General features: G+C 36.6%; 24 protein-coding genes. 20 read left to right on the top strand and 4 right to left on the bottom strand.

The window, feature by feature from the left end; translation table 11 throughout:
• Positions 1-271 precede the first annotated feature (271 nt).
• On the top strand, positions 272-1,309 hold the full coding sequence (locus tag MKY70_RS17980) for a DUF4003 domain-containing protein (RefSeq protein ID WP_341025425.1): 1,038 nt from the start codon (positions 272-274) through the stop codon (positions 1,307-1,309).
• 189 nt (positions 1,310-1,498) lie between these two features.
• On the opposite strand, the gene MKY70_RS17975 is transcribed toward MKY70_RS17980, so the two are convergent.
• Positions 1,499-2,263, bottom strand: a complete 765-nt coding sequence (locus MKY70_RS17975; RefSeq protein ID WP_060749127.1) for a DUF817 domain-containing protein — start codon at positions 2,261-2,263, stop codon at positions 1,499-1,501.
• A 259-nt stretch (positions 2,264-2,522) separates the two neighbouring features.
• Between MKY70_RS17975 and MKY70_RS17970 the strand changes: the two genes are divergently transcribed.
• The 3 genes from MKY70_RS17970 (at position 2,523) to MKY70_RS17960 (ending at position 4,127) form a co-directional block, all read left to right on the top strand.
• A complete protein-coding gene (locus MKY70_RS17970) occupies positions 2,523-3,074 on the top strand; it encodes a GNAT family N-acetyltransferase (protein ID WP_061675389.1) in 552 nt (183 codons plus the stop codon).
• Positions 3,075-3,153: 79 nt separating this feature from the next.
• A complete protein-coding gene (locus MKY70_RS17965; protein ID WP_061675390.1) occupies positions 3,154-3,513 on the top strand; it encodes a nuclear transport factor 2 family protein in 360 nt (119 codons plus the stop codon).
• Between the two features lie 386 nt (positions 3,514-3,899).
• Positions 3,900-4,127, top strand: a complete 228-nt coding sequence (locus tag MKY70_RS17960; protein ID WP_002111012.1) for a hypothetical protein — start codon at positions 3,900-3,902, stop codon at positions 4,125-4,127.
• 170 nt (positions 4,128-4,297) lie between these two features.
• On the opposite strand, the gene MKY70_RS17955 is transcribed toward MKY70_RS17960, so the two are convergent.
• Positions 4,298-5,623 (bottom strand): ArsB/NhaD family transporter, encoded by a 1,326-nt coding sequence (locus MKY70_RS17955; protein WP_002014220.1) that lies wholly within the window; start codon positions 5,621-5,623, stop codon positions 4,298-4,300.
• Positions 5,624-6,039: 416 nt separating this feature from the next.
• Here MKY70_RS17955 and MKY70_RS17950 point away from each other — a divergent pair, with 416 nt between their 5' ends.
• Together MKY70_RS17950 and bshB2 are read left to right on the top strand one after the other, a co-directional pair.
• Positions 6,040-6,390 (top strand): YojF family protein, encoded by a 351-nt coding sequence (locus MKY70_RS17950; RefSeq protein WP_000407039.1) that lies wholly within the window; start codon positions 6,040-6,042, stop codon positions 6,388-6,390.
• A 15-nt stretch (positions 6,391-6,405) separates the two neighbouring features.
• On the top strand, positions 6,406-7,068 hold the full coding sequence (gene bshB2 / locus MKY70_RS17945; RefSeq protein WP_000439465.1) for a bacillithiol biosynthesis deacetylase BshB2: 663 nt from the start codon (positions 6,406-6,408) through the stop codon (positions 7,066-7,068).
• A gap of 69 nt (positions 7,069-7,137) precedes the next feature.
• Here the strand turns inward: bshB2 and MKY70_RS17940 are convergent, their stop codons facing one another.
• The gene (locus MKY70_RS17940; RefSeq protein ID WP_044438868.1) at positions 7,138-8,370 is read right to left on the bottom strand and encodes a MerR family transcriptional regulator; all 1,233 of its coding nucleotides are present in this window, start codon (positions 8,368-8,370) and stop codon (positions 7,138-7,140) included.
• A gap of 187 nt (positions 8,371-8,557) precedes the next feature.
• Between MKY70_RS17940 and MKY70_RS17935 the strand changes: the two genes are divergently transcribed.
• From MKY70_RS17935 to MKY70_RS17890, 10 genes are all read left to right on the top strand, one after another.
• A complete protein-coding gene (locus MKY70_RS17935) occupies positions 8,558-9,844 on the top strand; it encodes an NAD(P)/FAD-dependent oxidoreductase (protein ID WP_341025422.1) in 1,287 nt (428 codons plus the stop codon).
• 13 nt (positions 9,845-9,857) lie between these two features.
• A complete protein-coding gene (locus MKY70_RS17930) occupies positions 9,858-11,330 on the top strand; it encodes an aldehyde dehydrogenase family protein (protein ID WP_113769632.1) in 1,473 nt (490 codons plus the stop codon).
• 45 nt (positions 11,331-11,375) lie between these two features.
• On the top strand, positions 11,376-12,794 hold the full coding sequence (locus MKY70_RS17925) for an MATE family efflux transporter (protein ID WP_341025418.1): 1,419 nt from the start codon (positions 11,376-11,378) through the stop codon (positions 12,792-12,794).
• A 50-nt stretch (positions 12,795-12,844) separates the two neighbouring features.
• A complete protein-coding gene (locus MKY70_RS17920) occupies positions 12,845-13,126 on the top strand; it encodes a cupin domain-containing protein (RefSeq protein WP_016100916.1) in 282 nt (93 codons plus the stop codon).
• 175 nt (positions 13,127-13,301) lie between these two features.
• Positions 13,302-14,762, top strand: coding sequence for a CoA-acylating methylmalonate-semialdehyde dehydrogenase (locus MKY70_RS17915; RefSeq protein ID WP_044438851.1), 1,461 nt, complete (start codon positions 13,302-13,304; stop codon positions 14,760-14,762).
• Between the two features lie 30 nt (positions 14,763-14,792).
• Positions 14,793-16,157, top strand: a complete 1,365-nt coding sequence (locus tag MKY70_RS17910; RefSeq protein WP_256486504.1) for an aspartate aminotransferase family protein — start codon at positions 14,793-14,795, stop codon at positions 16,155-16,157.
• 253 nt (positions 16,158-16,410) lie between these two features.
• On the top strand, positions 16,411-18,030 hold the full coding sequence (locus tag MKY70_RS17905) for an amidohydrolase (RefSeq protein WP_088032346.1): 1,620 nt from the start codon (positions 16,411-16,413) through the stop codon (positions 18,028-18,030).
• Positions 18,031-18,387: 357 nt separating this feature from the next.
• Positions 18,388-19,587 carry a multidrug effflux MFS transporter gene (locus MKY70_RS17900; RefSeq protein ID WP_341025415.1) on the top strand — a complete coding sequence of 400 codons (1,200 nt, stop codon included), beginning with the start codon at positions 18,388-18,390 and terminating at the stop codon, positions 19,585-19,587.
• Between the two features lie 137 nt (positions 19,588-19,724).
• Positions 19,725-20,273 (top strand): hypothetical protein, encoded by a 549-nt coding sequence (locus MKY70_RS17895; protein WP_088032342.1) that lies wholly within the window; start codon positions 19,725-19,727, stop codon positions 20,271-20,273.
• A gap of 535 nt (positions 20,274-20,808) precedes the next feature.
• Positions 20,809-22,200, top strand: a complete 1,392-nt coding sequence (locus MKY70_RS17890) for an amino acid permease (protein ID WP_113735949.1) — start codon at positions 20,809-20,811, stop codon at positions 22,198-22,200.
• Positions 22,201-22,248: 48 nt separating this feature from the next.
• Here the strand turns inward: MKY70_RS17890 and MKY70_RS17885 are convergent, their stop codons facing one another.
• Positions 22,249-23,268 (bottom strand): zinc-binding alcohol dehydrogenase family protein, encoded by a 1,020-nt coding sequence (locus MKY70_RS17885; RefSeq protein WP_113735950.1) that lies wholly within the window; start codon positions 23,266-23,268, stop codon positions 22,249-22,251.
• 307 nt (positions 23,269-23,575) lie between these two features.
• On the opposite strand from MKY70_RS17885, the gene MKY70_RS17880 reads away from it, so the two are divergent.
• From MKY70_RS17880 to aiiA, 4 genes are all read left to right on the top strand, one after another.
• The gene (locus tag MKY70_RS17880) at positions 23,576-23,905 is read left to right on the top strand and encodes a PadR family transcriptional regulator (protein ID WP_002165328.1); all 330 of its coding nucleotides are present in this window, start codon (positions 23,576-23,578) and stop codon (positions 23,903-23,905) included.
• Positions 23,892-24,455 carry an HAAS signaling domain-containing protein gene (locus MKY70_RS17875; protein WP_088032338.1) on the top strand — a complete coding sequence of 188 codons (564 nt, stop codon included), beginning with the start codon at positions 23,892-23,894 and terminating at the stop codon, positions 24,453-24,455. The genes MKY70_RS17880 and MKY70_RS17875 overlap by 14 nt, the downstream gene beginning before the upstream one ends.
• On the top strand, positions 24,445-25,323 hold the full coding sequence (locus MKY70_RS17870; RefSeq protein WP_341025412.1) for a DUF4097 family beta strand repeat-containing protein: 879 nt from the start codon (positions 24,445-24,447) through the stop codon (positions 25,321-25,323). Before MKY70_RS17875 ends, MKY70_RS17870 begins: the two co-directional genes overlap by 11 nt.
• A gap of 422 nt (positions 25,324-25,745) precedes the next feature.
• A complete protein-coding gene (aiiA, locus tag MKY70_RS17865) occupies positions 25,746-26,498 on the top strand; it encodes a quorum-quenching N-acyl homoserine lactonase AiiA (RefSeq protein ID WP_113769640.1) in 753 nt (250 codons plus the stop codon).
• The last annotated feature ends 6 nt before the right edge of the window (positions 26,499-26,504 follow it).

Here is a 26,504-nt window from a genome sequence, read left to right as displayed (position 1 = left end):
AAAGTTAAATAATATATAGACAAAAAAGGGTAGATAATTTATTATCTATCCTTTTTTGTTGTTGAACTTCTTGAAGGATTAAGGATTATGAACGCTAATCATCGTGATGCTGATGAAGAAGGAAAACCAACCAACCAATTAGGATAAAGAAACATCCTAAATTTTATGGTAGTTATTATTTTTTTTGTATTACTTAATAGAAAAATATTGAAAATAATACAGAAGAAAGTATAAGGTTGCAAAATCTGTATGAAATAGGGTATTCCTAAATATGGAATATACGTATAATAAAAGAGAAGAACTAGAGAAATGGGGGAATACTATGATTACATTGGAACAAAAGTTAGAGCAATACACACATACATATGCACAGTTAAAGGGAGAACTAAAATGGAAAACGAGTGATTCTCGAACAGGTATGATGATTGCTGCTATGTATGCAGGTAGTGATAAACTGTTTGATCTCGGACGTTTTTTAGAAATTAGTAGTTATATTAAGAATCAGGTAGGGATGTTTTCATACTTAAAGTCTTATCATCGCTTTGTGGTGGCCGCAACATTAGATATTCATTTTACAGATTACAAGGAAGCTTTTCAGAGGTTTTTAGATTTATATGAACAATTGGTCGCTGGTGGCTTTAGCCGGAGTATATTTACTTATCTCGCAGCAGCTGTGCTTTTAACAGAAGAAAATGAACAGCATGGCACGCACATTCAGCGTTCGATGCAAGTATATAAACGGATGAAAGAGGATCATCTTTTTCTTACAGGTACAAATGATTATCCACTCGCGGTTTTACTAGCAGGACAATCAGAGAATGTAGAAACACTTATGGACCGAGTAGAACGTCTTTATCAGAAACTAGCGAAAGCTGGTTTGCGTAAAGGGAATGATCTTCAGTTTTTAAGTCATATCCTCTCACTAAAGAAGGATGTCCGTGAAGAAATGTTAGTTGCAACATGTACAAACATATGGAATTTGTTAAAACAAGAAAAGATAAAAGTGAAACAGATGCATTATCCAGCTATCGGGTTACTAGCGTTACTTGAGGATGGAGAAAAAGAGATTCATTCTATTAAAGCGTTGATTGAAAAATTGCAAGGGGAGAAATTTTTCCGTTGGCATACAGATACGAATATTCTTATTGCTATTCAACTGTTCGTAAGTCAGAAAGGTGAGGAAAGTAAAGCTACCAACGCAGGTTTACAAACAATGATAGAAGTCCTCATACAGGCACAACAGGCAGCTATGATGGCAACGATCGCCGCTTCATCTGCAGCAACCTCTTCTGCTAGTAGTAGTTCATAATGTGCAACTGCTTATGCGCTTGTAAATTATGATGAACCTATAACCTCTTTGATGAGAACGGTTTAAAAAATATTAATAAAAAAGGCCCATCACTCTCTAATGAGTGATGGGCTAACTGTTTTTACAGAGTGGATCTTTTATTGGGTAAGGAAGATAAGTTGTTATTTTAATGTTTTTACATAATTAGCATTATCTTTTCGATTCCTTTAAATGTTTGAGTTGTGTAACAATCATAATGCTAATAACAACGAGTAAAAACCATGAGCTAATTTTGCTTAAGTGAACGAGATTCCACGCTTCCTGTTGATTTGGATATTGCCATGCTCCGAAGAAGGTAGCAATGTTTTCTGCAATCCAAATAAAGAAACCGATCAGGAAAAAGGAGAGAACGAGTGGCATTTTATATGTAACGCCTCGTAATGAAAATTCCACAAATGTGCGAAAGAAAACAATGAATAAAATTAAAGTTAATACCCATCTAAAGTCATATAGAAAATGATGTGTAAAAAAATTAAAGTAAATCATTGCTCCTAGAGGTATTGCAAAAATAGCTTTCGGCCAATGATGCATTTGTAAATGCAATCTTCTCCACGCTTGGCATATGTAACTTGCAACACTTGCATACATAAAACCACTGTAAAGCGGAACTCCCAAAATCTTCGAATACGCCTCTTCGGGGTAACTCCATGAACCGAAATGTACTTTATATATTTCTAGCAAAAGGCCGATGAGGTGGAAGACAGTAATTACTTTTAGTTCGTCTTTCGTTTCAAGTCCTGTTTTATACATTATATATTGCATAAGAAGACATACAATGAGTATGAGATCATAGCGATATAACCCTGAGATAGAAATGATTTTTGAAAGGGCTAGTGTTAAAAAAATGACGACTGGGAATAAGCAAGATAATGCTTGTTCGTAAGTAAAATAGAGTAGTTGTTTTACATAAAACATTATTTCACCTTCTGCGAGTTCTTATTTTGATTGAATAATCTGAAGAATAATTAAGTATACTATAGTTCTAAATAATAGAGAACTATAATTGGTTTGTTTAAAAAAACAAAAAAATGTAAAATGAAGTTAATTTAATGTAGAGGAGATGTGCCAATGTCAGCGCTTATTGTAAGTATCCCGTTAAAAAAACAGTTTATGGAACAAGGGGATGAATAGGCTAGAATTATTGTCCCCGCTATTTAAAAAAGGGGAGTTTTAGATGACGATGAATCTTTTTCAAAATAAAACTATTAAATTATCAGCTATTAGAGAAGCAGATGCTGAAGTAATGGCTATGTGGCAAGAGGATAGTGAGTACTTAAGAAATGTAGATACAGACTTGGCATTCCCGCAATCGTTACATGAAATAGCGAGTGATGGGCTATTAAAGGGACGGAGATCGAATAGTGTTTCTTTCATGTTAAGAACAGTTCAAGATGATCGCTTAATTGGTTTTGTTGCAATTCACGGCATAGAGTGGAATAACAGAACAGGTTTATTAGCAATTGGTATAGGAGATGCGAATGATAGAGGGAAGGGATATGGAAGGGAAACAATACACCTTATTCTAAAGTATGCTTTCTATGAATTGAATTTACACCGCATCGGTCTCGATGTTATTTCGTATAATAAATCTGCCATTGCACTATATAAAAAGATGGGTTTTCAGATGGAAGGATGTATGAGGGAAGCAGTTCAAAGAGACGGAAAGTGTTTTGATCGTATGATTATGGGGATATTGCGAGATGAATGGATAGAGCTGCAGAACTAGCAAAAACATACAGAATAATTGTGTAGTGTAGAGTGAAAAGTTGTAATATTTAGGTAATGATGAGCGGAGGAGTGTACTAATGGAAGGTTTATCTTCATTAAGAGAGTGTTTATATCAGCTAGAGGAACGATTACTTAAACCAGGGGTTCGCACATCTCAAAAGGAGCTTAAAAAGATACTTGCCGCTGATTTTTTTGAGTTTGGGAGTTCTGGTAAAGTTTTATATAAAAATGAGGATATCGATAAAAATGGAATTGGTGTGGTAAAAATGACTTTGAGTGATTTTGAAGTACATCCATTATCCAAAGATGTAGCATTAACTACTTATCGAATATTCAATGAAATGAATAATCAACACTCGTTACGTAGTTCGATATGGAAATTTAGAGAAGGAAGATGGCAAATGTATTTTCATCAAGGTACACCTGCTAAATTTTAGTGAAGCTTTTTGTATGAAAAAGAAACTATAAAGAATAGAGTTGTTGAATATATTAGTCCTTTATATATATAAAGGACTAATGAAAGGTGTCTTTCTAAAATATCTAAATTTGTTCTTAAAAGGGTCTTGTTAATAAAGGTACATTCCATATTATATATGTAGTATGCAGGAGATATAACGGTAATTGGCGAAATTTTACAGTGAGCTGATTGAATTTATCCCGCATTAACGGGCAGTAAAATTCCCACCTCAAAATTCAGGTGGAGCAAAGAAGTTAGGTGTGAGATCAACTGCCCGTAAACGCCCGATTGATTCAACTAATAATCAGTGGGGGATGAACAAAAACCCCCCTGATTAAAGTTTCACTTTATAAGGAGTTATGCGAGATGAACTTAGAAAAAAGTAAGCCAGTAAACGAAGAGGTCGCTGAATTAAAAGAACTAATTAAAGAACTACACGGAAGTGTACATCAACTTCAAAGTGAAGTGCAGCAACTAAGGCATGAAAGACCGGTTGTTGAAGTGAGAAAAGGTGTTCAATTATCACCGGCAATCATTGGACAAATTGGTGGTATGATTTTAGGTGGATTAGCAATTATAGGTATATTTTGGTGATGAAAACAGGTATGCGGCGTAGTGCTGCATACCTGTTTTACTGTCGTTATTTGTCGACAAGTCGATATTCGTTGTCGAATCGCCGATATATTTAGAAAATCGCTGATATATTCGGAGAAACGATCGATATATTTTAAAAATCGCCGATATAATTTCATGCAATACAACTTCTACATTAAATAACGTAAATAAATGTAAGCATGTGATAACAATAGCGCAATGATTGTTAAGGGGAAACCGATTTTTAAGAAGTCCATATAAGAGAACCCATGTCCTTCACGTTTTGCAATACCAGCAACGACTACGTTTGCTGATGCTCCAATTAATGTTCCGTTGCCTCCTAGGCAAGCTCCAAGTGATAACGCCCACCATAGTACTTCAATTTGCGGAGAATCGACAGATAGTCCGAGTCCTGTAGCTAAATCTTGAATAAGTGGAATCATCGTTGCGACAAATGGGATGTTATCAATTGTCGCAGATGCGATGCCAGATACCCATAAGATAAGTATAGCAGCGAAACCGATATCGCCATTTGTTACGTCGAGTACTTCTTTTGCGAGTGAAGAAATAAGTCCGATATCAATTAATCCGCCAACGAGAACGAATAGTCCAGCGAAGAAGAAAATTGTTACCCATTCAACGTGGGCAAATACATCTTCAATATCATGTTCTTTCACACCGATTAACATAAGAAGTGTAGCACCTGTCATCGCAATAACGGCAGCGTCTACATGAATAATAGAATGAAGTACAAAGCCTAAAATAGTTAGTCCTAAAATCGTAATGGATTTTAAAAGGAGGCTCTGATCTTTAATATAATCTTTTTCATTTAATGCCATTAGCTTTTCGATTTGCTCAGGCGTTGTTTTTAGTTTGTTGCGATACATGAAGTAAATAATGCCAAGTGTAACGATAGAAATAATGATTACGATTGGAGCTAAGTTTAGTAAAAAGGCATTAAAGTCTAAATGCTTATTAGCTGATCCAATCATAATGTTCGGCGGGTCACCAATTAATGTTGCTGTTCCGCCTATATTTGAAAATAGTACTTCTGAAATTAAATAAGGAACAGGATTTACTTTTAAAATACGTGTAATGGATAGTGTAACAGGTACGATTAATAATACGGTTGTTACGTTGTCCAAAAATGCAGAACCGACAGCAGTTAATAGGGATAGTAATAATAAAATGCGGATTGGTTTTCCGCCAGCTGCTTTTGCTGCTTTTATGGCTACAAATTCAAATACGCCTGATTGACTCGTAATATGTACGAGAATCATCATCCCAATTAAAAGGGTAATCGTTTCCCATTGAATATGCGATGTGAAAGCAGTATGTAAATCTACAATTCCAAAAATAATCATAATAGCAGCACCGAATAGTGCGATTACAGCACGATTCAATTTCTCAGAAATAATAAAACCGTACGTGACTAAAAATACGGCAATTGTAAAATAATATTGCCAATTTGCTACTTCATGTGCTGATTGTTCCAATCATGTCACCTTCTTTAAAGTATGTATTCAATTGTCGAAATGTATATCGCTGTATTAATACGGGATAAAATATATTGTAGCAAATTCAAAAAAGAAAGAAAACTATTTAACAATGTGAAGGAAAAAATGTGATTTTTACATATCATATAAAGTGAAACTTTAATCAGTGGGGGTTTTTGTTCATCCCCCACTGATTATTAGCCCTCACCAATCGGGCATTTACGGATAGTTGATTTCCCACCTAGCTGACGTGTGTTCGCTGGATTTTGGGGTGGGAATCTTACTATCCGTTAATGCGGGATAAAAAATATAAAAAACACAGTGCAAATTATTAGGAAAAGTGGGCGTTGTCCTCTAATATAGAGATAGCAATTTACATTATTTTTGCGTAAAATGGTTTAAAGAGGTGAATTCCGATGGAAATAGTAAAAGATAGTTCTCTTATTCAAAATGAAATTGAACGTTTTGTAAATAAAGATGTATATATTCATTTAGAAACGACGAATGGAGCGTATGCGTCACACTTTAATGAAAAGATGATGACAGTAGGAGCATTCATTCGAAATGCAATTATTCGCTTTGAGCGTGGGAAAATAACTGGAACAAACCCATACCGAGTTGGTTTGAAAATGGATCATGGCTGGGTATATGCAGAAGGCATTACGCACTGGGAAGTAGACGATAAAGAGCGTTTATTACTAGCAGGGCATGATAACCAAGGCCGCTTAGCGGTAGCGCTTGAGCTAAGCTTAACGCCATTTAAGTAAGAAGGAGGGAAACTTATGGAGAGACATGTACTTGTTGTATTTCCGCATCCAGATGATGAAGCATTTGCTGCGGGAGGAACAATTCGCTTATTAACAGATCAAGGAGTACCTGTAACGTACGCATGTGGTACTCTTGGACAAATGGGACGTAACATGGGGAAAAACGTATTTGCTAACCGTGAAACGATTCCAAATATACGTGAAAAAGAATTAAAAGATGCATGTGAAGCGATGGGGATTCAAGATTTAAGAATGCTCGGTTTCCATGATAAAACGTTAGAATTTGAAGATGTTGATTTTGTTGCCGATAAAATCGAAGCGATTATTCAAGAAGTAAATCCATCTCGAATTATTACATTTTATCCAGAACACGGCGTACATCCGGATCATGATGCATTTGGCCGCGCTGTAGTTCGCGCTGTATCACGTATGCCAAAAGAAGAACGTCCAGCCATTCATGCGGTTGCGATTACGAGAAATCGCGAAGCAGTACTCGGTGAACCGGATGTTGTAAATAATATTAGTGAAGTATTTGAACATAAATTAGCTGCACTAGGCGCGCATCGTTCACAAACGGAAGCGATGCTAGAAGAAACGCATGCAAAAATAAAAAACAAAGACGCAGCAACATTAAAATGGCTGCAACTTGAACAGTTTTGGACTTATAAATGGGAGTAGGCTAGAAGGGTACCTTCTAGTAGCTCTTACATAGAAAAAGCGCCGTCACTTGTGATGGCGCTTTTTGTGCTATTGTTTCGTATTAGCCAAATACATGAGCATATGGAATTTTTCGTCTCTTACATGATAATCGAAATAAGGTCCTGGATCTGTACAGTAACCGATATTTTCATTTTGCATGATTTGAAATCCGTTAACTGATAAATTTTCTTCTAAGTATTTTGGATGTAAAATATGCTCATGGGAATTTGGATATAAGGCTGAAATATTTTTCAAGGATTTGGCCGAGTTATCATAATACGAGTATCCACCGACAATTGTTGAACTGTTATGTAAATAGTTTTTTAGAACATGACTTGGGAACTCTGGGTTGAGCAGTGAAAAATCAGTTATTGTAAAACTATCCACAAAAACATCGATGCTAAGCGGTTTCAATGGTAGATTTAAATCGGAATTCAAAATATAAAGGACGCGTGGCTTCGGATTCATACGCTCAATTCTATTTCTCACCTTCTTGAGCATTGCAAGCGAATAGCCACTGAATACATAGTTTGCGCTTGGTTCAAGAACATCGATATATTTGGGTAGTGATACAAAAGCATCAACGTTTGTTTCCACAATTAATTTGTTTTTCAAATCTATATTTTGTAGAACTTTTTGAAATCGAAAATTACTTTTTTCAAATAAGTTAATCATTTTGGGATTGATCTCTTTAATCGTTTCTTTATCGTAAAAATAAGATGGATAAGGAGACGTCTCATACAAGTTCGCGGTAATGATAATACCCTCCTCGATAGCTGCTTCGTATCCACAGCTACAAGTTAAACTCCCCGTGTGAATGTAGACTTTTTTAATCGTTACATCTTTCATTTCAAGTGGAATGCGGCATTTCGGACAATAGAGAAAATTTACAAAGTCAAGCGGGATTCCTGTAATACTTTCTTCTTTGGATGAAGGCGAGCTAGTTTGAACCGCTTTTTCAATCAATTGGATAGCTTTTGATATGTCTTCTTTTTTCTTGGTTAGCTCGTCCTTTTTATCAATGAGCGAGTTGTTGTAGTAGTCGATATCCTCATGGTCCGAGAAGTTTGTGACACGCCGATATGATAAAATTCGTTGGATTTCTATCAATGAAAAATGAAATTTTTTCAGCTCAGTAATAAAAGACATGTCGTCGAAACACAATTGGTTCATTTGATACTGAGTGTTTTTTTTGTCTGGTATTAATAATCCTAGTTCAATGTAATAACGAACGGTATCAGTCGTAACATGAAAAAGCTTCGCAAATGTACCAATTTTCATAGATGTACCCCCTGATTAAAAAAGTGGAGTTACTCCACTTTTTTCACAAAATGAATTAAAAAAACTCTCAAATGGCTATTGACTTGGAGGGAACTCCAAGTCATATTATTAACTTAATAATTTTGAATATTAAGAATATTTTTGACTGTATTGTAACATACATGTCACGAAAGGAGAAGGATTAGCTATGGATAAGATGGATCATATGGATACACTCTCACTATGGGCAGCGACTGCAAACAGATATGACAAAGGAAAACCTCTTGAAGGAAATGAAGAGGCGGATGTTGTCATTATTGGCGCAGGTTTCACAGGTCTTTCTTCTGCATATCATTTGCAAAAGTTAGGGAAGAGTGTCATTGTCCTTGAGCAGGAAACAATCGGATATGGCGCAAGCGGTCGCAACGGCGGGATGGTATTGCCAGGCTATAAGTCAACGATGCAGGAGCTTGCCAAGAAGTATGGTGCCGAAGAGGCGAGGCAGCTTAACGATCTTTCTCTGCTTAGTGTTGAATTAGTTAAAAACATTATTGACGAGCATCAAATCAACTGTAACTTCAGAAAGACAGGTCACATTGTGGCGGCTTACAAAGCCAAGCATTTTGAAGGGTTGAAACTTGAAAGTGAATACTTAAACAAAAATTTTGGATATGAATGTAGCGTGCTTAATCGAAGTCAGTTGCATCAAGAAATTGATTCCCCGCAATATTATGGTTGCTTAGTCGACGACTCGAGTTACTCGTTCCAACCACTGAACTATGCAATTGGTTTGGGAGAAGCAGCTAAATCGATCGGTGCAAAAATCTTTGAGCATTCGAAAGCACTATCTATTGAGTACGGCCGAAATAGTGTGAAAGTTATTACAGAAAAAGGTACTGTTACAGCGAAAGACATTATTGTGGCTACAGATGGTTACTCCGGAAAAATTATGGCTGAATTGAATAAAGGCGTACTGCCAATTTCGGCACGTATTATTGGTACTGAACAGCTTCCAGAATCATTGGTGAATAGCGTCATTCCTAAAGATCGCATGGTTTTTGATACAAGCAGTTTCCTTTACTATTTCAGGCGTACACCAGATAATCGGATCATATTTGGCGGTGGCGATATTCGTCCAAACTTAGGTGATGCTGTTTATCAAAATGTTTACGATGCCATGGTTAAAATAATGCCAAAACTAGAAGGAAGCAAGATTGATTACAGGTGGGGTGGATTTATCGGGGTTACAATTGATACGTTCCCCGTTATCGGTAGATCCAAAGAAGGCGCATATTTTGCAACGGGTTATACGGGGCATGGCGCGTCTCTCTCGACATTGTTTGGTAAGTTATTGGCACAATGGATCGTTACGGGGAGTGCAGGTGGATATCGATTTGAAAAAGAACGCCTCAAATCATTCCCATTCTATAATCAGAAAACGATGCTGGTCAATATAGCACATATTGGTTTCAAACTGGTAGATATTATCGCGTAAAGGAGAGGTGTTTATGAAAATTAACATGTTCATTGACGGGAAATGGGTAGAAGCATTATCGGGTGCTAGACGAAACATTATCAATCCTGCAACCGGAGCGGTTATCGCAACGTCTGCTCATGGATCAGCAGATGATGCGAAGATAGCAATTAAGGCGGCTCGTAAAGCGTTTGATAGCGGGATCTGGTCGGATTTATCGGCTGATGAAAGAGCTGACTATCTATATAAGATTGCAGACCGTCTTGAAGAGAATACAGCTGAAATTGCCCGTTTGGAAACTGCAAATAACGGTAAGGTTATCCGTGCAACAACCTATGTAGATATTCCTGTATCGATTCAATGCTTCCGCTATTATGCTGACTTGATTAAAGGTATGAAAAAGGAATCTTACACTCGTGATGATGCTTCAGAAACGATTATTATTCATGAACCGATTGGTGTTTGTGGACTTATTGTACCTTGGAATTTCCCGCTTATGTTAGCTGTTTGGCAAATTGCTCCTGCACTTGCCGCAGGGAATACAATTGTAATTAAGCCTGCTGACGTCACTCCTGTAAGCGTATTCAAATTATTTGAAATTATCGAAGAGGTTGGACTTCCGGATGGAGTAGCAAACTTAGTATTGGGACCTGGTTCAAAGGTTGGGAATGAGCTTGCAGAGAGCCATGATGTCGACAAAATTGCCTTTACTGGTGGAACAAAAACAGGTCAAAGTATTATGCGCGCAGCTGCAGGAAATATGAAAAAAATCACACTTGAACTAGGTGGTAAATCTCCACTTATTGTGTTCGACGATGTGGATTTTGAAACCGCAGTCGATAATGCGATGTTTGGTATTTTCCACAATGCTGGGCAAGTTTGTTCAGCTGCATCTCGTTTACTTGTACAAGAGACTATTTATGATAAGTTTGTTGAAAGATTGGCCGAGCGTGCGAACAAAATTGTAGTTGGCAACGGGGAAAGTGAGAATATTGAAATGGGAGCTCTCACAAACGAGTCTCATATGAATGAAGTTTTACATTATATTCAGAGAGGAATCGAAGAAGGTGCAAAATTAGTTTGTGGTGGTAAGCGCTTAACAGAAAATGGGCTTGGTCGAGGGTTTTTCATTGCACCAACAATCTTTGCTGATGTAAATGAGAATATGTGTATTGTGAAGGAAGAGATTTTTGGTCCAGTTCTTGTTGTACAGAAATTTAAAGATGAGGAAGATGCCATCCAAAAAGCGAATGATTCCATTTATGGATTAGCCGGTGCTGTATTTACTGAAGATATGGACCGAGCAAAACGTGTTATTAGTAAATTACGTGCGGGAATTACTTGGATTAATAGTTATCATCTCGCTTATGTTGAAGGCCCTTGGGGAGGGTATAAGCAAAGTGGCATCGGCAGAGCGTTAGGTGTTGCCGGACTGGAGCACTTTATGGAAACGAAGCAAATCAATATCCACCAGCATGCAAATCCGGTAGGGTGGTATGCGAATTAATTGAGCAAAACGTGCTATATAAATTATTTGTAAGGGGATATGCTCATGAAAATAGTGGACAACGGTCCGTCATCAAAAATAGAGCAACCAGAAGTAATGAATAAGCCGGTGGATGATTCAGTGCTAGGAACCAAAAGTATTCCGTTACTATATTTACGGTTTGCTTTGGCGGGAATTATGGCTAACGTAATTTTAGGAGTTGTATCGGTTGTTGATGGCTATTTCGTCAGTGGCTTTCAGGAGCTGGAAGTCGAAGGGATCGGAATTGGATTTACGGTCATGGTTATTACCCGTATGATTGGTGTTCTTTTAGGTGTGGGAGCCGGAGCGGTCATTTCACTTCGACTGGGGAAAGGGAAAATCGAAGAAGCTAGAAGTATTATGGGACAAACTTTATGGTTTACTCTTTTCCTGTCTTCTTTGTTAGCTATACTTGGGTTGGTCTTTGAAAATGATATTATGATTTTATTCGGAGCAAGTGATGAAGCACTTCCGTATGCGGTGCAATATAGCCGACTGCTATGGATTTCGTTGCCATTAACGATATTGGCCGTTGTATTAAGTATTTTAGCTAATATTGATGAAAAGCCTATATTATCAATGAACAGTTGGTTAGTCGCAGCGGTTGTTGCTGGGACTATGGAATGGATTATGGTAGTGAAGTATGACATGGGGATGATGGGTTCTTCATGGGCTAATACGATTTCGCAATCGATTCCTGTTCTCCTAATCTTTTATTTCTGGTTGGGTAAAACAAAACTTAAGCCAAAAATGAAAGATATGATGATTAATTTCAAGAAGATTGGTGAAGTGGTTTGGACGGGCTTTGCATCTTTCTCGAGTCAGTTCATGATGTTTATTGCAATTATTTTCACCAACAACTTACTGCAAAGCTACGGTGGTGGTCTGCACGTTGCAGCTTTCACGATTCAAAACGGTTACATTACAAATCTCCTCGCCTTAGCAGCGCTCGGTGGGATGACAGGACTTCAACCGATTATTAGTTATAATTACGGTGCGGGCAACCTTGATCGTGTGAAACAAGCAATTAAGATGGGACTCATTTTTACAGTTTCCTTCTTTGTGATCGTGACAGCCATACTAGTCATTTTTGCAGATCCAATTGTGTCATTTTTTTCCGGTGGTAATCCTGAATTGCAGAAACTTGGCATTTGGACGACAGTTATATTCAATTGTTTGTTTACGCTTAGTGCAGTTAGCCTGCTTATCTCTGGTTATTTCGAATCACAAGAGAGAAACTGGTCCGCAACGTTTATTAGTGTAAGCAAAATATTGTTGTTCATGTTACCGTTTCTATTTATTTTCCCGAAATACTGGGGTGTAGAAGGTGTATGGTACGCTGCTCCTGCTGCAGAAATTCCAGGTGTTCTCATTGCCATATACTTTATGAAAAAAGAGTTTAAACGTTTAAAAAATACAAATGTTAAGACAGTAGATTTATAGACTTATTCCTTCAAAATTACCAATAAGAAAGAGAAAGAGAGAGGATTGTCATGTTTTTTGCGAAAAAACTTACAGTAGAAGAAGCAGAGCAACTAGGTGCCAACGCATGGGAACCATGGGTAGGCGAACCGAATAAAGGAACGTGGCATGTAGAAGAGCAGGAAGTTTTCTATGTGACAGATGGTGAAGTGTTTATTACTGTTGATGGGGAAAAGTATCATATTACAAAGGACTGGATCGTTTCCTTGGCTAAGGACCTTGTTTGTGAATGGGATTGCCCAGTATTTTTGAAAAAGAATTATAAGATGAACCATGAAATCCATCTGAAATAATGTGAACTGGGGAGTGGACAAATGCTAAGCAGATGACTGCTCCTGCGTATTCATTGAATAAGATTAATAATGTTGAAGAAATGTATGTAAATAAGTTTACATACCGTCAAATGAATGCGCTTTCTTTTTAGGGGCGATAACATAGGACGGTTATCTTAAAATAGGAGGCTTCACCATGGTAGTAATGAAAAATGTACAAACGTTGAAAAATTATATTGGCGGACAATGGATAGAATCCACAAGTAAGCAAGTTGAAGATGTACCAAATCCAGCAACAGGAGAGATTATTGCTCGTGTGCCTCTTTCGACTAAAGAAGATTTAGATAGAGCTGTAGCAACTGCGAAAGAAGCATTCAAAACATGGAGAAAGGTCGCTGTGCCTCGGCGTGCTCGGATTCTATTTCGCTATCAACAGCTATTGATTGAAAACTGGGAAGAGTTAGCTAAACTCGTAACCTTGGAAAACGGAAAAAGTTATAAGGAAGCATACGGTGAAGTGCAGCGGGGGATTGAATGTGTTGAATTTGCCGCAGGCGCACCAACTTTAATGATGGGAGAGCAACTTCCCGATATTGCTACTGGTGTTGAATCAGGGATGTATCGTTATCCGATCGGAGTAATCGCAGGAATAACGCCATTTAACTTTCCGATGATGGTGCCATGCTGGATGTTTCCACTCGCGATTGCATGCGGGAATACATTTGTATTAAAACCATCTGAAAGAACACCGCTATTGGCTAATCGCATAGCTGAACTGTTTAAAGAAGCAGGTCTTCCAGATGGAGTACTAAATATTGTGCATGGTGCACATGACGTCGTTAACGGCATTCTTGACAATGAGGATGTGAAAGCTGTATCTTTCGTTGGTTCTCAACCTGTGGCTGAGTATATATATAAAACAGCAGCAGCTAACGGTAAACGTGTACAAGCTCTTGCAGGGGCAAAAAATCATTCGATCGTATTAAAAGATGCGGACCTTAGTTCTACAGTGAAAGAAATTACAAGTGCTGCCTTCGGTTCAGCTGGTGAACGATGCATGGCAGCGGCTGTTGTTGTCGTGGAAGAAGACGTTGCAGATGAGCTCGTTAATAGACTGCTTCAAGAGGCTAATGCAATTACGATTGGTAATGGTCTGGAAGAAGGTGTTTTCCTTGGTCCTGTTATTCGTGAAGGACATAAAGAGCGGACACTCGGATACATTCAATCCGGTGTAGAGCAGGGAGCGACACTTATTCGTGACGGACGTGAAGACGATGTAGCAAACAGCCAAGGTTATTTTGTTGGCCCAACGATTTTTGATAACGTGACACAGGAAATGAAAATCTGGCAAGATGAAATTTTCGCACCGGTTCTTTCTGTAGTACGCGTAAAAGACTTGATGGAAGCGATTCATGTTGCTAATGCATCGCCATTCGCAAATGGTGCATGTCTGTACACAAATAGCGCGAAAGCTATTCGTGAATTCCGTGAAGAAATTGATGCAGGTATGCTTGGGGTTAATCTTGGAGTTCCTGCTCCAATGGCATTCTTTCCGTTCTCAGGTTATAAGAAATCTTTCTATGGTGATCTACATGCAAATGGAAAAGATGGCGTAGAATTCTATACTCGCAAGAAAATGCTTACGGCTCGTTATTGAAAGAGCGATGTAAAACCATAAAAAGATAGAATGGAGCTGGTGATTGTGCAAGCGACGGAGCAAACACAAAGTTTGAAAAAAACAGATGAAAAGTACCTTTGGCATGCGATGAGAGGAGCAGCCCCTAGTCCAACGAATTTAATTATCACAAAAGCAGAAGGGGCATGGGTGACGGATATTGATGGAAACCGTTATTTAGACGGTATGTCTGGTCTTTGGTGTGTGAATGTTGGATACGGCCGAAAAGAGCTTGCAAGAGCGGCGTTTGAACAGCTTGAAGAAATGCCGTATTTCCCTCTGACTCAAAGTCATGTTCCTGCTATTAAATTAGCAGAAAAATTGAATGAATGGCTTGATGATGAATACGTCATTTTCTTTTCTAACAGTGGATCGGAAGCGAATGAAACAGCATTTAAAATTGCTCGTCAATATCATCAACAAAAAGGTGATCATGGACGCTATAAGTTTATTTCTCGCTACCGCGCTTATCACGGTAACACAATGGGAGCTCTTGCAGCAACAGGTCAAGCACAGCGAAAGTATAAATATGAACCACTCGGGCAAGGATTCCTGCATGTAGCACCGCCTGATACGTACCGAAATCCAGAGGATGTTCATACACTGGCAAGTGCTGAGGAAATCGATCGTGTCATGACATGGGAGTTAAGCCAAACAGTAGCCGGTGTGATTATGGAGCCAATCATTACCGGGGGCGGAATTTTAATGCCTCCTGATGGATATATGGGAAAAGTAAAAGAAATTTGCGAGAAGCACGGTGCGTTGCTCATTTGTGATGAAGTTATATGTGGATTTGGCCGGACAGGGAAGCCATTTGGATTTATGAATTATGGCGTCAAACCAGATATCATTACAATGGCAAAAGGTATTACAAGTGCGTATCTTCCTTTGTCAGCAACAGCAGTTAGACGAGAGGTTTATGAGGCATTCGTAGGTAGTGATGATTATGATCGCTTCCGCCATGTAAATACGTTCGGAGGGAATCCTGCTGCTTGCGCTTTAGCTTTGAAGAATTTAGAAATTATGGAGAATGAGAAACTCATTGAACGTTCCAAAGAATTGGGTGAACGACTGTTATATGAGCTAGAGGATGTAAAAGAGCATCCAAACGTAGGGGATGTTCGCGGAAAGGGCCTTCTTTTAGGCATTGAACTAGTGGAAGATAAGCAAACAAAAGAACCGGCTTCCATTGAAAAGATGAACAAAGTCATCAATGCTTGTAAAGAAAAAGGTCTAATTATTGGTAAAAATGGTGACACTGTCGCAGGTTACAATAATATTTTGCAGCTTGCACCTCCATTAAGCATCACAGAAGAAGACTTTACTTTTATCGTTAAAACAATGAAAGAATGTTTATCCCGCATTAACGGGCAGTAAAACTCCCACCTCAAAATGCGGCTGGAGCAAAGAAGTTAGGTGGGAGATCAACTGCCCGTAAAAGCCCGATTGGTTCAACTAATAATCAGTGGGGGATGAACAAAAACCCCCCCACTGATTAAAGTTTCACTTTAGCTCAACTTTAATTAATTATTGATAAATCTTGTTGAAAAGCGGATGAGCCTATTAGAAGATGTAACTTTAAATACTGAATGAATTACTCGAAAAGAGTAATTCCGAAAGGGTTGAGTTTATGAAAGCTGATGTTGTATTGATAAATGGAGAAGTTATTACAGTAGACCAAAAGAATACAGTAGTCGAAGCTGTAGCAATAAAAGATAATCATATCGTAGTTGTTGGCTCAAATCAGGAGGTTAAGAGTTTTATAGGAGAAAATACGGATGTAATTGACCTGCAAGGGAAAACGCTTCTTCCTGGATTCATTGATTCGCATCTTCACATCATTTCTCATGGACTAAATCAGTTGGCTGTCAGTTGTAAAGCTGAACATATTGATTCTATCGATGCTTTATTAGATGATCTGAAAAAGAAGGCCTTAGAAACGCCAAAAGGTGAATGGATACGTGCTTGGGGCTTTAATGAAACCGCTGTGAAGGAAAAGCGTTATCCAACAATTACTGAGTTGGATGGAATTTCAGTTGAACACCCTATTATTATAACTCGTACTTGTCACCACATAAGCGTGGTGAACAGTAAAGCATTAGAAATTGCGCAAATTAACGAGAACACACCGGATACGAATGGGGGAGTTATTGAAAAGAATCAGGCAGGAAGGCTTACAGGAAAGTTAATTGAAGCAGCAAATATGAGTATGAGCGAGGTTGCAAGTTATACAGAAAGTGAAATGATGAAGGCTGTGAAAATTGCATCAGATCATTTCGTTGCAGCTGGCATAACAAGTATACATGACGCAGGTGGAGATGGACCGGAGAGTTTTCGTTTACTACAACGAGCTGTGAAGAGTAGGGATATTCGTGTCCGAATATATGCAATGATATGTCAAATAAATAACTCTCATGAATTTGTTAATAAAATGGTCGAAGCTGGTGTGGTAACTGGTACCGGAGATGAAAGATTCAAAGTCGGACCAGCTAAATTGTTTACAGATGGAAGTAGCACGGGGCCTACAATTGCAACCCGTAAGTCATATTCAAGTGACCCTAACAATTACGGCATTCTTTATTATAGTGAGGAAGAAATCTATAAGGTTTTAGGTGAAGCACATAAAAAAGGCTATCAAATCACTGTACATGCACAAGGTGATAAAGCTATTGAAATGTATTTGAATTGTGTAGAAAGGGCGCTAGAGGAATCACCAAGAAAAAATCACCGTCATCGAATCGAGCATGCGGGAATTTCTTCACCAGATTTACAAGAGAGAATGAAAAAACTCGAGATGATTCCTATTCCAAATCCTCCATTTCCATATGAATTCGGAGAGATATATGTAGAGCACTATGGTGATCGTGTTAATCACATGTACGCTGCTCGTGATTTTATTGATCGTGGCATCATTGCAGCAGGTAGTTCGGATGCACCAGTTACTGACTATAATCCTTTATTAGGAATTCATGTTGCTGTCAATAGAAAAACTAAGTCTGGAATAGAGGTTGGTGCTAATCAATCTATAAGCGTAATGGAAGCTATTAAACTATACACATGGAATGGTGCTTATGCGAGTTTTGAAGAAGAGATAAAAGGAAGCATAGAGGCCGGAAAGTTGGCGGATTTAGTTATATTAAATGAAAGCATTTTAAGTGTCAATCCAAACCAAATTAAAGATTTAAAAGTAGAAACAACAATTATTGATGGTGAAATTATCTATCAAAAAGAACAATCAGTGAAAATTTAGCAATAAAAAAACGCCCCTTCAATTGTGAGAATGATTTTAACAATTGAAGGGGCGTTTCAGTTGTTTAGTTGCGCTTTTTAAATCGTATTAATTTTCCAAGAGAATTGAAAGGATATTCGTCTACTAACAAATATTCAGATTATGAACACTAGAAAACGAACACAACCTATCATATAATTGAAAGACTATATTTTAAAATCAATGTTAATATTACCCTCCTATAAGTATTAACATGCGTAATTGAGGTGTTTTCTTTGTTGTTTTATGATCGAATTTCTATAATGGCCCCTCCTGTTCCATAGCTAAGGAAAGTCTATTCATTTCTGAGATTTTCAAAGTTATAGGAGGGTATTAAAAGTGAAAAAAGTCTCAGTACCATCACTTTGGTTAATGATCATTCTGGTGGCATTTCCACAAATTAGTGAAACAATTTACACACCGTCTTTACCGGATATTTCAAAGGCGTTGCACGTAAGTAATAATGAGGTACAGTTAACGCTTAGTGTTTATTTTGCTGGATTTGCTTTAGGTGTATTTTTTATTGGATGGTTATCAGATATAATTGGTCGTCGCCCAGCAATGTTATTTGGAATTGTAGTATATGGCGCTGGAAGTTTCTTATGCTATATTGCAAATTCTATTGAATTTTTATTGTTTAGTCGTTTTATTCAAGCATTTGGAGCAAGTGCTGGTTCAGTTGTGACACAAACGATTCTTCGTGAAAGTGTAGAGGGGCATAAACGTCATGTTATGTTTGCTCAAATTTCGGCAGTCATTGCTTTTACACCAGCGATAGGTCCACTAATTGGGGGCTTTCTTGATCAAATGTTTGGATTTAAAATAGTATTTTTAAGTTTAGTTGTTATGAGTGTTGGGATTTTGTTATATACGTTTGTTTCTCTTCCGGAAACAAAAACGGAATCAGTAACGGATAAAATAAATGTGTTTTCCGTAGCGAAAAAGTTGATTACAAATCCGAAAGTAGTAACGTATGGATTATTAATTGGAGGAGCAAATGGTGTTTTATTTAGCTACTATGCAGAAGCGCCGTTTATCTTTATTGAATACTTTCAGTTATCGCCTAGTATGTACGGATTTCTAGGAATTGTTGTTGCTTCCGCTTCTATTATTGGAGCGAAAGTTTCAAAGCGGTTACTTGCTACTTATAAACCAGAGAAAATTATATATATCGGTTGTCTTGTAATGACAGGAGGAGCTATCTTCTTAACTGTTATTAATTCATTTGGATCAAATCCAAACATAATATATATGATTGGATTTTTAGTAGCGATGTTTATATTGCTATTAGGAATTGGGGTAGCATTACCTAACTGTTTAAGTTTAGCATTAGTAGATTTTCAAGATGTCATTGGTACTGCGGGAGCATTGTTTAGCTTAGGCTACTATGTAATTGTAACGATGACAATTTGGGGAATGAGTCAGCTGCATACGGGCTCGTTGATGGTGATGCCACTTTATTTTCTTGTTATTGTAGTTATAATGATGGTGTTTACTAAAGTGTTTATTTTAGGTAAACAAACTTCAAAAATGATTTGAATATGAAATTGTAAAAGAGTCTCATTTTTTAATGAGACTCTTTTATATTTTATGAAAATAACTATAGGTATGAATATGTAATTAATGTTAAAATAAAACAAAATTGTATAGTTATAGTTTTTAGGGAGGGTGAAAATATGTTAATGAATTTAGCATGCGCTCTACTAATTATTTCCGGACTTACAGTAGTTATACGAAAAACTTTCATTGTAAACCACTATCTTTGTAATTTAATGGCATTCTTTTGTGCTTATATGACAACATCTTCCTACGTATTAGAGCAACTTTCATTAACAAAAACCATATTGATACTATGTTTGTTGCTGATAACTTTTATTCTTATATACTCACATTTCGAGATTAGAGGGCTAGCTTTTAATGATTATACAGTGTTTAATTTACCTTCTAGCCGAGTGAGTATATTAGTGAAAGACGGGTTAACCGAAGCGAACATAGAATTTACATTGGATAAAAATAATATATATTTATCAGGATCTCCTGTTAAAATTCGAATATTGAATAGACCATTACATACAACTAATATTTTATTTAGAAAATGCCCAGAGGATATAAAGACAAAAATTAAAGGTATTATTAAGGAAAAGATAAAAGCTGAGGAGAAGAGTTTTCCTCTTTCCGGTGTATTGTTGATTGTTTTAAGTGCGGTTATATTTTTCTTAAAGTAGGAGATGGGAAAGAGAATTTTCAGCTGTGATAATGGGATAATTAAGAGAAGTAGAAGTTAGTGACTTTGTAGTTCTACTAATATATTAAATTTCTGCGTGATACGTTAATCGCATGTGTAAGCAATTACAGTACAAACTATAAAGAGTGAAGTATATAAAGTATGAAACCGAGGTAGATAGGATCTCCTCGGTTATTTATATTGTAATAATATTTATACCGGAATCATATTGAATAGATGTATTTTATTGTTAATTTAGTTAAAAATTAATCAAACTAATATATAATAATTTACTGAAAAAATAATTGAACTTTTCAGATAAATGAATTAATATGAAGTGAGCAATTTTAAATTTTATAGAAAATAGGAAGATGAGGGGTTTTGGAAATTTTATAAGAGGCAAAATGAGATTTTAGGATAGCTTTAAAGTTAGTCTAAGATGACGTTTGTTTCATCATTTTCAGGGCCAAACAGGAATTAGGGTACACCATCTTACTTTAAATGCGGCTATGAATCATCTAAGAGGGGGAAATGAAGTGGCAAACAAAGAATTGAAACGAGGTTTAGAAGCACGTCATATTCAAATGATTGCTTTAGGCGGAACAATTGGTGTTGGTTTGTTTATGGGGTCAGCCAGCACGATTAAATGGACAGGTCCGTCAGTAATGCTTGCATATGCAATCGCAGGTGTTTTCATCTTCTTCATTATGCGTGCCATGGGAGAAATGTTGTATATGGAGCCGAGTACAGGTTCATTTGCGACATTTGGTCACAAATATATTCATCCGTTAGCTGGTTATATGACAGCGTGGAGTAACTGGTTCCAGTGGGTTATTGTTGGGATGTCAGAGATTATCGCAGTTGGAGCGTATATGAAATATTGGTTCCCGGATTTACCGGCTTGGATACCTGGTATTATCGCGATGGTTATTCTTGGTGCGGCCAACTTAATTTCTGTTAAGTCATTTGGTGAATTTGAATTTTGGTTTGCGATGATCAAAATCGTTACGATTCTATTAATGATTATTGCGGGATTTGGACTTATTTTCTTTGGAATTGGTAACGGCGGAGAAGCGATTGGCATATCTAACCTCTGGGTAAATGGCGGTTTCTTTACAGGTGGTTTTTCAGGATTCTTCTTTGCATTATCACTTGTAGTTGGAGCGTATCAAGGTGTGGAATTAATCGGGATTACTGCTGGTGAAGCGAAAGATCCGAAGAAGACACTTACTAGAGCAATTCAAAGTACAATTTGGCGTATTTTAATTTTCTATATTGGTGCTATTTTCGTTATTGTAACTGTTTATCCTTGGGATCAATTAAGTTCAATTGGTAGTCCGTTCGTAGCAACTTTTGCGAAAGTTGGTATTACGGCAGCTGCGGGACTTATTAACTTCGTTGTTATTACAGCCGCAATGTCTGGCTGTAACAGTGGTATTTATAGTGCTGGACGTATGCTTTATACACTAGGTGTAAATGGACAAGCACCGAAATACTTTACGAAGATCTCGAATAACGGTGTACCTTTATTCGGTACAGTTGGTGTAATTATCGGTTTAGCGGTTGGTGTTGTTTTAAGTTATATTGCACCAAAAAACTTATTCGTATATGTATATAGTGCGAGTGTACTTCCTGGTATGGTACCATGGTTTGTCATTTTAATTAGTCAAATTCGTTTTAGAAAAGAAAAGGGAGCAGAGATGAAAGACCATCCGTTCAAAATGCCATTTGCTCCTGTTACAAACTATTTAACAATTGCCTTTTTAATTATGGTATTAATCGGAATGTGGTTTAACGATGATACACGTATTTCACTAATTGTAGGTATTGTTTTCTTAGCTATCGTAACAATTAGTTTCTATGCTTTCGGAATAGGGAAACGACCTCCGTTAGACGTTCCAAATGATCAAGAGATTTCAAGTAAATAAAGATAGTAAAAAGTCCGATTTCCCGTTTAGAAATCGGACTTTTTATTATTAAAATTTCTCTACAACGATCTTTCCAATTGTACGCCCACTTTCAAGTTGTGCATGTGCTTTCTTTATGTTTTCAGCGTTAATTGGTGTGAATGTTTCATTTAATGTAGTCTTTAAAATGCCTTCATCTAATAGTTCGCTTACTTTATTTAATAGTTCGTGCTGCGTACTCATATCACCAGTTTCATACATCGCTTTTGTAAACATAAACTCCCAAACGAATGTGGCACTTTTACTTTTTAAAATTCCCATCTCAAGAGGGTGTTCATTTTCTACGATAGAGCAAATTTTCCCTTGTGGTTTAATGATGTCACCCATCGCGTGCCAATGTTGATCAGTATTGTTTAAGCAGAAGATATAATCTACATCTTTTAGCCCAAATTCTAATATTTGATCTTTTAAAGGTTGGTGATGATTAACTATATAATCGGCGCCGAATTTTTCAACCCAGTGTATGGTTTCGTTGCGAGATGCGGTTGCGATTACGTTTAGTCCAGCCCATTTAGCTAACTGAATAGCAATCGAGCCAACACCACCAGCTCCGCCGATAATTAAAATGTTTTTAAATGAATTTTCATCTTTCTTATTATAATCAATCCCTAAACGTTCAAACAAACCTTCCCATGCGGTAATGGCTGTTAAAGGAAGTGCTGCAGATTCAGCATCACTTAACGTTTTTGGTTTTTTACCAACAATTCTTTCATCAACTAAATGGTATTCACTGTATGTACCTTGCCTTGTAATGCTTCCAGCGTAAAACACTTCATCGCCTTCTTTAAATAACGTACAACCATCGCCAGTTTGCACGACAACACCGCTAGCATCCCAGCCAAGTATTTTTGCTATATCTTCTTTTTTATCTTTCGGAGATCGAACTTTTGTATCAACTGGATTAACGGAAATAGCGTTAATCTTTACAAGTATATCTCTTCCTGTGGCAACAGGTCTTTCAACTTCAATATCAATTAAACTGTTTTCTTCTTCAATAGGTAAGTATTCATGTAAACCAATTGCTTTCATTTTTATTCCCTCCATTAAAGTAAGAGTCTTTTTCTCTTTTATTATAGTAGGTAAAGTGTCATTATGTAAAAAAGTTGAGTCCTTTCCATTTTGTTAAAGGCTGGTTTCAGCCTCATTTAGAACTTTGTAAATGGAGAGGAGCCATCGTTTTGATTTTATAAGCGTCGGATGAAAGATATACTTATTTTTCCAGTGTACCTTGCAATGAATAATACCAAGTGTTATATTATACTTGTAGTTACTTATTATAAAACAGTACTAAATAATAAATAGTAGTAGATGCCAATTAGAATAGGGTGAATGAATATTGAATGTACAATTTAAAAAAGGAGTTTTAGAACTTTGTGTTCTGGTCTTACTTGATAAGCAAGACCGTTATGGGTATGAATTAGTTCGAAGTATTTCCAATCAAATTGAAATATCAGAAGGGTCTGTTTATCCTCTACTTCGTAGATTAACTAAAGAAGAATATTTTACAACGTATTTACAGGAGTCTTCAGAAGGGCCTTCAAGGAAGTATTATAAACTGACGGATAAAGGTAGAACGTATTTGTACCAACTTTTGGAGGAATGGAATGAGTTCTCACAAGGTGTCAATCAATTAATAAAAGAAGGTGTACGTAATGACGAAAGATAAATTTTTACAACAATTAAACGTATCTCTAAAAAGATTATCTGAAAAAGAACGTGCAGATATTTTAAAAGATTATGAAGAACATTTTACTTTCGGATTAGAGGAAGGAAAAACTGAAGAAGAAATTACAGCTTCATTAGGTTCGCCAGCTCAAATCGCCAAAGAGTTATTAGCAGGTTATCATATTGAGAAAGTAACAGCGAGTGCAACAACAGGGAATGTTTTTCGGGCAATTTGGGCAGTAATTGGATTAGGTTTTTTCAATTTGTTAATCGTGCTTGGACCTGCAATTACATTAGCGGCATTGATTTTTTCAGGATGGGTTCTAGGAATCTCATTTTTAGGTTCACCATTACTTGTTCTAGTTGACACTATTATACATCCAAATACATTCTTGCTATTTAATCTTTTCGTTTCTTTAGCACTTTGTGGACTTGGATATTTCATTGTAATTGCTATGTTATTTTTAACGAAGCTAGCAAAGAATGGATTTGTTCGTTATTTAAAGTTCAATATAGCACTAGTAAAAGGTGGTTTTAAGCATGATAAATAAAAAGAAACTTTCAATCATTGCAGGTATTATTTTCATTATTGGGATTGTAGGAAGTCTATTCACTTATCGTTCAATTGCCACAGTACCAATTTCAGAAGAAAAGGTCATTAACAATAATAATGTGTCAAGCGTCATTATCGATACGAATAACGTGCGTGTTAACATCAATCCTACAACAGAAAGTAATATGAAAGTAACATTAGATGGGGAAGTTAATCCTAACATAAAAAGAACATTAGCTACGGATGAAAAAGATTCAACGCTTCTCATTTCTTACAAAGAAAAACAACAGAGTTGGTTCAACTTCAACTTCAACATTTCTGAAGTATTGGTCCCATTAACATTAAATGTCTATCTGCCTGAAAAACAATATGATTCATTAAAAATTTCCAATAACAATGGTTACGTTTCTGCAAAACAACAAAATACAACGCATTTTGATATCAATACAAGCAATGGGCGTGTTGAATTAAGAGAGATCAATTCGCAAAAAATTAATGCGGAAACAAATAATGGAAGTATGGAATTTAAAGATATAACGGCGCAAAATATTCATGTGAAATCGAATAATGGACGAATAATGCTAGATCATGTTGAAGGTGAACTAGAAGGGCAATCTAAAAACGGAAGTCTTTCTCTTAAAACAAATGAACTTGATCGAAATCTCAATTTTACGACTCACAATGGCAAGATTAATATTGAAACTGAAAAAGAACCAACTAATGTTCAATTTAATGTCTCTGTCGACAATGGAAAAGCGAATATCCTGAATAAATATAATGGAAATGCAGTTATTGGGAAGGGAGAAAATCAAATTAAATTAAACACACATAACGGAAGTATTTCAGTGAAAAAGCATGGAAACTAAAGTAGCATATTAATCTTGGGAATTTTCGCTCATCACATATAAAGAGCATGCAAATCAATAATAAATAAGCAAAATAGCCGACTCCTTTTTTAAAACATGTAGGTAGTCGGTTATTTTATGTCCAAAATTCGTTTTAACGTCTTGGTTTCGACGACTTAATTCATTCTCTGAAAATATAAAATATATTCTGTTTTCAGAGAATTGAAGTGTTATTATAAGAAAAAGTGATACTTTTATCTTATATACTTAAAGGAGGATTGGATTTCTGCATAGGCTTTCCAGTATCACTGGATTTGGAATGAAAAGTTGTGAACAATTGAAAAGATAATAGTTGAAATAATGAAAGGTGAGAAGGAGTTTATTTCTCATAAGCGAAATATAGTATTGTTTTATCTTAAATTATTTGTAAAGGTGGATACATAATGACAGTAAAGAAGCTTTATTTCGTCCCAGCAGGTCGTTGTATGTTGGATCATTCGTCTGTTAACAGTACATTAACACCAGGAAAATTATTAGACTTACCGGTTTGGTGTTATCTTTTGGAGACTGAAGAAGGACCTATTTTAGTAGATACAGGTATGCCAGAAAGTGCGATTAATAATGAAGGTCTTTTTAACGGTACATTTGTTGAAGGGCAGATTTTACCCAAAATGACTGAAGAAGATAGAATCGTAAATATTTTAAAACGCGTTGGATATGAGCCAGAAGACCTTCTGTATATTATTAGTTCTCACTTACATTTTGATCATGCAGGAGGAAATGGTGCTTTTATAAATACACCGATTATTGTGCAGCGTGCTGAATACGAGGCGGCACAACATAGTGAAGAATATATGAAAGAATGTATCTTGCCAAATTTAAACTACAAAATCATTGAAGGGGATTATGAAGTCGTACCAGGAGTTCAATTATTGTATACACCAGGACATACTCCGGGGCATCAGTCACTATTCATTGAGACAGAGAACTCTGGCCCAGTGTTATTAACGATCGATGCATCGTATACGAAAGAAAATTTTGAAGATGAAGTGCCGTTCGCTGGATTTGATTCGGAATTAGCTTTATCTTCAATTAAACGTTTAAAAGAAGTTGTTAGGAAAGAGAACCCAATTGTTTTCTTTGGACATGATATAGAGCAGGAAAAGAGTTGTAAAGTGTTCCCTGAATATATATAAATAGAA

The sequence above is a fragment of the Bacillus sp. FSL R9-9492 genome (assembly GCF_038007365.1).
GTDB classification, from domain to species: domain Bacteria; phylum Bacillota; class Bacilli; order Bacillales; family Bacillaceae_G; genus Bacillus_A; species Bacillus_A mycoides.
The sequence above is the reverse complement of the archived record's forward strand: the minus strand, read 5'-3'. Positions and strand labels throughout refer to the sequence as shown.

What these genes read in the sequence shown, in the direction of transcription:
- MKY70_RS17930 (WP_113769632.1), top strand. Translation starts at nt 9,858, where the DNA reads ATGAAAATTAACATGTTCATTGACGGGAAATGGGTAGAAGCATTATCG.
- MKY70_RS17935 (WP_341025422.1), top strand. Translation starts at nt 8,558, where the DNA reads ATGGATAAGATGGATCATATGGATACACTCTCACTATGGGCAGCGACT.
- MKY70_RS17875 (WP_088032338.1), top strand. Translation starts at nt 23,892, where the DNA reads ATGACGAAAGATAAATTTTTACAACAATTAAACGTATCTCTAAAAAGA.
- MKY70_RS17925 (WP_341025418.1), top strand. Translation starts at nt 11,376, where the DNA reads ATGAAAATAGTGGACAACGGTCCGTCATCAAAAATAGAGCAACCAGAA.
- MKY70_RS17975 (WP_060749127.1), bottom strand. Translation starts at nt 2,263, where the DNA reads ATGTTTTATGTAAAACAACTACTCTATTTTACTTACGAACAAGCATTA.
- MKY70_RS17870 (WP_341025412.1), top strand. Translation starts at nt 24,445, where the DNA reads ATGATAAATAAAAAGAAACTTTCAATCATTGCAGGTATTATTTTCATT.
- MKY70_RS17960 (WP_002111012.1), top strand. Translation starts at nt 3,900, where the DNA reads ATGAACTTAGAAAAAAGTAAGCCAGTAAACGAAGAGGTCGCTGAATTA.
- MKY70_RS17915 (WP_044438851.1), top strand. Translation starts at nt 13,302, where the DNA reads ATGGTAGTAATGAAAAATGTACAAACGTTGAAAAATTATATTGGCGGA.
- aiiA (WP_113769640.1), top strand. Translation starts at nt 25,746, where the DNA reads ATGACAGTAAAGAAGCTTTATTTCGTCCCAGCAGGTCGTTGTATGTTG.
- MKY70_RS17895 (WP_088032342.1), top strand. Translation starts at nt 19,725, where the DNA reads ATGTTAATGAATTTAGCATGCGCTCTACTAATTATTTCCGGACTTACA.
- MKY70_RS17950 (WP_000407039.1), top strand. Translation starts at nt 6,040, where the DNA reads ATGGAAATAGTAAAAGATAGTTCTCTTATTCAAAATGAAATTGAACGT.
- MKY70_RS17940 (WP_044438868.1), bottom strand. Translation starts at nt 8,370, where the DNA reads ATGAAAATTGGTACATTTGCGAAGCTTTTTCATGTTACGACTGATACC.
- MKY70_RS17910 (WP_256486504.1), top strand. Translation starts at nt 14,793, where the DNA reads ATGGAGCTGGTGATTGTGCAAGCGACGGAGCAAACACAAAGTTTGAAA.
- MKY70_RS17965 (WP_061675390.1), top strand. Translation starts at nt 3,154, where the DNA reads ATGGAAGGTTTATCTTCATTAAGAGAGTGTTTATATCAGCTAGAGGAA.
- bshB2 (WP_000439465.1), top strand. Translation starts at nt 6,406, where the DNA reads ATGGAGAGACATGTACTTGTTGTATTTCCGCATCCAGATGATGAAGCA.
- MKY70_RS17980 (WP_341025425.1), top strand. Translation starts at nt 272, where the DNA reads ATGGAATATACGTATAATAAAAGAGAAGAACTAGAGAAATGGGGGAAT.
- MKY70_RS17920 (WP_016100916.1), top strand. Translation starts at nt 12,845, where the DNA reads ATGTTTTTTGCGAAAAAACTTACAGTAGAAGAAGCAGAGCAACTAGGT.
- MKY70_RS17905 (WP_088032346.1), top strand. Translation starts at nt 16,411, where the DNA reads ATGAAAGCTGATGTTGTATTGATAAATGGAGAAGTTATTACAGTAGAC.
- MKY70_RS17885 (WP_113735950.1), bottom strand. Translation starts at nt 23,268, where the DNA reads ATGAAAGCAATTGGTTTACATGAATACTTACCTATTGAAGAAGAAAAC.
- MKY70_RS17970 (WP_061675389.1), top strand. Translation starts at nt 2,523, where the DNA reads ATGACGATGAATCTTTTTCAAAATAAAACTATTAAATTATCAGCTATT.